The sequence below is a fragment of the Streptosporangium sp. DT93 genome, assembly GCF_049844535.1.
GTDB lineage: Bacteria > Actinomycetota > Actinomycetes > Streptosporangiales > Streptosporangiaceae > Streptosporangium.
The window spans coordinates 24,233-30,306 of record NZ_JBNCLF010000023.1 but is presented as its reverse complement, the minus strand read 5'-3'; the positions used below and the strand labels follow the sequence as shown (position 1 = coordinate 30,306).

Sequence of the window (6,074 nt, the reverse complement as noted above, 5' to 3'; positions counted from 1 at the left end):
GCGGGGCCCGCATGTACCAGGGGCGGCGGGTCCCCCGAGCGGGCGAACCCCGCGCCGCGGGTTCGCGGTCCGGGCGAGGTCGCCCGGACCGCGAACGGCGTCGGCTACGAGGCGGTCATGCCCGGGTCCATCTCTGGGTGGCCTGGCCGTTGCACGTGGCGACGGTCACGGCGGAGGTGTTGCCGGTGCCGGTGACGTTGAGGCAGAGGTTGCCGGCGCCGCTGGTCACGGTGCCGTTGGAGTTCATGGTCCACTGCTGGTTGCTGTTGGTGTGGCAGTCCCACAGTTGCACGCGGGTGCCGGGGCCCGCGTTCGTGGGGGAGTCCAGGCATTTGCCGAGCAGTTGGAGTCTGCCGGAGCCGTGGCTGAAGAGCTGGTTGGCGTTGGTGTGGCAGTCGTAGATCTGCAGCTGGGTGCCGTTGGCGCTGGCGCTGTTGGGGGAGTCGACGCAGCGCCCGGCGGCCTCGTTGCGCAGGCGGAAGCTGGTCGTGGGGGTCGGGGTGGGCGTCGGGGTGACGGTCGGGGTGGGCGTCGGGGTGGGTGTGGAGGTGCTCTGGAACTGGGAGATGAACTTCCACACCTCTGTCTTGGTCCAGGTCTGGGCGCCGTTCTCGGTGTAGGTCCCGTCCACCGGGGCGGGCGTGTGGCCGTTGTCGTAGGCGGCCCAGACGACCGGGTATCCGGCCTGGCAGCCGGAGTAGGCGGTGACGACGTGCGTCCGGCTGCCCGAGGCCGGTTCGGGCGGGTTCTGGGCGGTACAGCCGTTGTTGCGGACGAATCTGTCCCGCAGCGTCCGTCCTTGCGAGATGTTGAGGACGCTGTCGGTGATGCCGTGCAGTCCCATGTAGGCGATGGGCTGGGTGCCGCCGCTGCATCCGCTGAGTTGCGCGCCGGCGAACACGGCGACCGCGCGGAAGACCGTCGCGCGGCTGCACGCGAGGGAGAAGCTCATGCCGCCGCCGTAGCTGAACCCCATGGCGAAACGCAGCGAGGGGTCGACGCAGAGGTCCGCCTCCACCCGTCGCATGATGTCGTCGAAGAGGGTGACGTCCTCGCCGTTGGAGTTGGCCCAGCCGTTGTTGAGACCCTGCGGCGAGATGAAGATGGCGGTGTTGTTCGACAACTGCCGCTGTCCGTAATAGGACCAGGAGGCTCCGCTGCTTCCGCCGGAGTCGACGTCGTTCATGGTGCCGTTCAGCCAGTGGATGCCGAAGATCAGGCGGTAGGGGGTGTTGTTGTTGTAGTTCGCGGGAATTCGCAGGATGAAGCTGCGATTCTTTCCGCCGGACTGAATGGTGTGTGTTCCGCTGCTCAGTGTCGGGTTCTTTCCGCATCCCGCGGTTCCCGCGAGCGCGGCGGCGGTGGTGGCCGAGGCTCCTGCGCCGCTGCTCATCGCCGCGTGCCCTGTCAGCAGGACGAAAGCCGCGGCGAGCGCCACGGTCGCGAGGACGGACCTATGCTTCACCATTTGTGATTCCTTCTGGCCGCAGGAACCGGACCGACGATAAAGGCATGTGTTGCGTTCCTTTCCATCAGTGGCATCGAATGCGCGGGTCCGCGAAACCGGAATCGGGGTGTGAGCGCTAACATGAATCAGGATTCATCGGTACGCCGTTTGCGCCGTACGGGGGTGGTGCAAGGGAGCAAATATGACCTGATCGCGGATGTCAAGCGACCTGCCCCGCGGTCCCGGACGCCGGGTCCGCGGGGCGCGCCCTTGTGTGCGCCGGCCAGGGAAGGCTCGCGCCCGCTCCCGGCGCACAGGATGAAACTTTCGTGGCCGGCAGGTCCCGCGTGCCGGGCGAAAGGCGGCGGCCCTCAATTATGATCATGGAATGCCGGAGTCACGCGCATTGCGTCCGGCCCATAAGTTTCGGAAGAGTTCCGATAATTTCGGCCGGCGTCGACCGGTCCTGGGTCGCGCGGGCCGCGGGCCTGCCGCGGTGGTTCAGTGACCCCGCCCCCGGCCGAGGAAGCACGACAGGAGCCGCCGGAAGTCGTGCGGGTGCTCGATCGCCGGCACGTGCCCGCATCGGCCGAGCACGTGCAGACGGACATCGGCCAGGTGTCCGAGCAGGGGCAGGGCCGCCGTCGTGAGCGGGGTGACCCGGTCCTGGGCGCCGTGGACGAGCAGCACGGGCGCGCGGATTCCCGCCAGCGTTCGCGCCGGGAGGGTGAGGTCGTCGGCCCAGCGTGCCCGGGGTGGAGGGAACAACGACGCGAACGCGGCCGCTCCCGCTCGCATCGCGGCCGCACGGGCGGCGACGGCAGGCTCGGTCACGAGCGCCTGGTCGAGGACGAGGCGGCCCAGCATGTCCCGTGCCCCCGCCGGGCCGGCGGGGGCGGCCCAGATCGCGTCGAGCTCGGCGGACAGCGGCGCCCCGGGGGCGCCCATCGTCGAGACCGCCACGACACCGGTGACCTGCCGGGGACGCGCGGCCGCCAGCGCCAGCGCCACGGCACCGCCCATGGAGTGGCCCACCACGGCGTAGTGCCCGATGTCGAGGGCGTCCATCAGGCCCGCGGCCTGCTCCGTCCACAGCCGGAGCCCGCCCCTGGAGCCCGCCGGGAGCGGTGTGCGGCCGAACCCCGCCTGGTCGGGAGCCACCACGTGCCAGGACGTGCCCAGCGCCTGTGCCGTCGCCGCCCAGGCCCCGGATCCGGTCGTACCGGGTCCGGAGCCGTGCAGCATCAGCACCGCGGGCCCGGTGCCGCTCTCGGTGACGTGGACGGGGGAGCCCTCGACGACGACGGTCCGGGGCGCCGTCACCGGGACGGGCCCGGTGTGCTCATGCCGGCGAGGATGCGACGGACTTCGAGAAGACCTCCATCATCGCCTTGCCGAATTTCGGCATGTCAGGCCACCCCCGGCAGGAGACGAGGTTGCCGTCCACGACGTCGGGAGCGTCGACGACCGTCGCGCCCGCGTTCTCCATGTCGCCGGTGATGGGGGGGAAGCACGCCGTCTTCCGGCCCTTCAGCAGCCCGTACACGGCCGGTACCTGCGCGCCGTGGCACACCAGCGCGATCGGGAGGTCGCGCGCGAAGAAGTGCTCGGTGATGCGCCTGACGTCGGCGTCGACCCGGATCCACTCGGGGGCGCGTCCCCCGGGGATGATGAGGGCGTCATAGCGCTCGACGTCGACCTCGGCCCAGGGCACGTCGACCGGCAGCTTCCGGCCGTTCTTCTCCACGTAGGCGTCGGAGTCGGGGTCGAACTCGTGGATGACCAGCTGAATGTCACGCATCGTCCGTGACGAGACGTCGACCTCCCAGCCGCCCTCCTGCACGCGATAGTAGGGATACATGGTGTCGAGCTCCTCGGCGGCGTCGCCGGTCAGGAGCAGCGCTCTGGGCACCTACTTCTCCTCGCATCTGGAGCGGGTGAGGTGGATCCGATCCAATCCGATCCGATTGGGTCAGCATTACCGGGCCCGGCCCGCCCGTCAAGTCCCCACCGCCATTCCCCGCGCGCCCTCGGCCTCGTCGAACAACCGCCGGAACCGCTCGCCGGACAGCAGGATGTGCCGGCGCATGGCGTAGGCGGCGGCGTCGGGGTCGCGCGTGGCGATCGCGGCCAGGACCTCCTCGTGCTCGGCCATGGCCAGGTGGGTGACCTGGGTGTCGTGCAGAAGCCGGAACAGGTGCACGTGCGCGTGCAGGCGGGCGAGCGCTTCGCGGATGACCTGGTTGCCCGCGCTCAGGGCGACGAGATCGTGAAAGGCGGCGTCGCGCAGCCCGAAGGCGCCGTAGGCCAGGGGCCCGTCGCCCCCCTCCAGCTCCTCCATCTCCTCCAGCATCCGTCGCAGGCCGGCCACCTGCTTCGACGAGGCGCGTTCTGCGGATCTGCGCGCCGCCGCCGGCTCGAGGAGCAGGCGGATCTCCAGCATGTCCTCGAATCGGTGACGGGTGATCTGGGGGGGAATGCGATAGCCGGCATGGGGCACGCGCACGACCAGGCCCTCGGCCTCCATGCGGTTCAGGGCGTCTCGGATCGGCGTCTGCGAGACCCCCAGCTCCCGGGCCAGGGCGTCGATCGTGACGCGGGAGCCGGGCTCGATCCGTAGCGACATCAGCTGCCCGAGCAGCGTGTCGTACACCTCGTCGGCAAGCCGGCCGCGAGATCTTCCGGGCGGCGTTCCGCCCGTCGTGGCCCCACGGCGCCGCGCGATCGTCGCTTCGTCGTCCATCGTGACGTGAGGTCCTTTCCTGCGTCTTCGGGAACGTGCCGGCGTCGGTCGTAATGCTGCTGGATGTTGACGCCCCCAACTCGGATCGTATAGGAAAGGTGGCGGATGCCGGCCATCCTTCACCCATCGCGGAACCGCCCGCCATCGCTCCGCCTCGATCAGTCGGTGCTCCCATGAGCATGCTCGACGTCCTCCTCGATTCTCCACCGGGCCGCAAGGGACCGAAGGACCTCTCGACTGCCTGAAGCCCCATTACATCGCGGCGTACTCGTGACGCCGGTCCGCGGGTCAGTCCCCGCGACGGCCGGCGGTACGCCTGAACGACCCGGCAACCGTCCGGAGAAGCACGCAGCAAGGCTTCACAGGTCCCCCAGAAAGCAGGCAAGAAGATGCGGTATCCCACGCGAGCAGGACGACTGTCCGTTCCTCGCCGAAAGGCGCAGCTGGCGATGGCGGCCATGTTGGTGGCCACGACCCTGGCGGCCTGCGGCGGCCAGGACGAGGGCGCGAAGGCGGGCGCCCCGAAGGCGCCGGCGGACGTCCCGGAGCTCACCAAGGACCCGCTGACCCTCAGCTTCATCTGGTTCGACTGGCCCCCCGCCCACGCGCTGGAGGACTTCGCGAACGCGGAGTACGCCAAGGGGCGGCCGAACGTGACCATCAAGGTCAACACCGTGCCGAACGCCAACTGGCACGACGCGATGTTCACCCAGTTCGCGGCGCACAAGACCGACTTCGACATCCCGATCCTGGACTCCCAGCACATCGGCGAGGCCGTGACGAACGGCAACATCCTCGACCTCACCGACTTCGTCAAGAAGAACATCGACGTCAAGGCCTACAATCCGTACCTCCTGGCGGCCTACGGCCAGTACCCCCAGGCCGAGACCGGCAAGCGCGACGAGAACGCCAGCCTGTACGGGCTGCCGCTGCTCGGCGACACCTGGACGATGATCTACCGCAAGGACCTGATCGGCGACAAGCCGCCGCAGACGTGGGACGAGATGATCTCGGTCGCCGCGAAGTGCCAGGCGGACAACCCCGGCGTCAGCGGCCTGGCCTTCCACCAGGCCAACGGCTCCGACGCCGCGGCCGTGACCTACAACACGGTCAACGGCGTCTACGGCGGCAACCTCTGGGATCCCAAGGCGCGCAAGATCGACGGCGTCATCAACGACACCGCGGGCCAGGAGGCGATGGACGTCCTGGTCAACAAGATGAAGCCGCTGACCGCCAAGGGCTCCGGCAACTGGTTCATCGACGAGGTGAACGCGGCGGTCGCCCAGGGCAAGGCGTGCATCGCGTTCAACTGGATCGCCGCGAGCGGCGGCCTGCTCGACCCCAAGCAGTCGACGCTCGGCACCTCGCGGGAGCAGATCCTCGGCAAGCTGGGTTTCGCCACCCTGCCGAGCCAGAAGACGAACCTGGTGCCTCTGGGCGGCATGGGGATGCACGTGTCGGCCTATTCCGCCGCGGCGAACCAGGCCGAGGCCCTGAACTTCATGAAGTGGTTCGAGCAGGCCGACATCCAGAAGAAGTGGGCCGCCGCCGGTGGCGTGCCGTCGCGTACCGACGCCCTGGAGTCGTCGGAGTTCCTCAACGCCGGGCCGTTCAACAAGGTGTACGCCGACTCGGTCTCGCGGATGCGGGACATGTGGAACGTCCCCGAGTACGCGCGCCTCGTCGACATCGAGAACACCAACGTGAACGCGGCCCTCAACGGCGCGAAGACGCCGAAGGAGGCGCTCGACGCCATCGCCAAGGACCAGCAGGGCGTCCTCGACTCCGGCAACCGCAAGGGCGGCGGCGGACTGTGAGTGACCCCGCCCCTCTGACGACCGGCCGTCCCGGGCGGGTGGCGTCCGCGACGCCGCCCGCACCGGG

At 69.4% G+C, this 6,074-nt stretch carries 5 protein-coding genes; 1 reads left to right on the top strand and 4 read right to left on the bottom strand.

From position 1 onward, the window contains the following. Positions 1 to 115 precede the first annotated feature (115 nt). The 4 genes from ACLQ2R_RS33955 to ACLQ2R_RS33940 form a co-directional block, all read right to left on the bottom strand. Positions 116 to 1,468, bottom strand: coding sequence for a ricin-type beta-trefoil lectin domain protein (locus ACLQ2R_RS33955; RefSeq protein ID WP_425965507.1), 1,353 nt, complete (start codon positions 1,466 to 1,468; stop codon positions 116 to 118). Between the two features lie 480 nt (positions 1,469 to 1,948). Then, positions 1,949 to 2,770, bottom strand: a complete 822-nt coding sequence (locus ACLQ2R_RS33950) for an alpha/beta fold hydrolase (protein ID WP_425965506.1) — start codon at positions 2,768 to 2,770, stop codon at positions 1,949 to 1,951. 19 nt (positions 2,771 to 2,789) lie between these two features. After that, entirely contained in the window at positions 2,790 to 3,359 is a 570-nt protein-coding gene (locus tag ACLQ2R_RS33945) for a DJ-1/PfpI family protein (protein ID WP_425965505.1), read from the bottom strand. An 87-nt stretch (positions 3,360 to 3,446) separates the two neighbouring features. Continuing rightward, the gene (locus ACLQ2R_RS33940) at positions 3,447 to 4,190 is read right to left on the bottom strand and encodes a GntR family transcriptional regulator (RefSeq protein WP_425965504.1); all 744 of its coding nucleotides are present in this window, start codon (positions 4,188 to 4,190) and stop codon (positions 3,447 to 3,449) included. 449 nt (positions 4,191 to 4,639) lie between these two features. On the opposite strand from ACLQ2R_RS33940, the gene ACLQ2R_RS33935 reads away from it, so the two are divergent. Next, positions 4,640 to 6,007: an extracellular solute-binding protein gene (locus ACLQ2R_RS33935; protein ID WP_425965503.1), complete on the top strand. Its 1,368-nt coding sequence runs from the start codon at positions 4,640 to 4,642 to the stop codon at positions 6,005 to 6,007. The last annotated feature ends 67 nt before the right edge of the window (positions 6,008 to 6,074 follow it).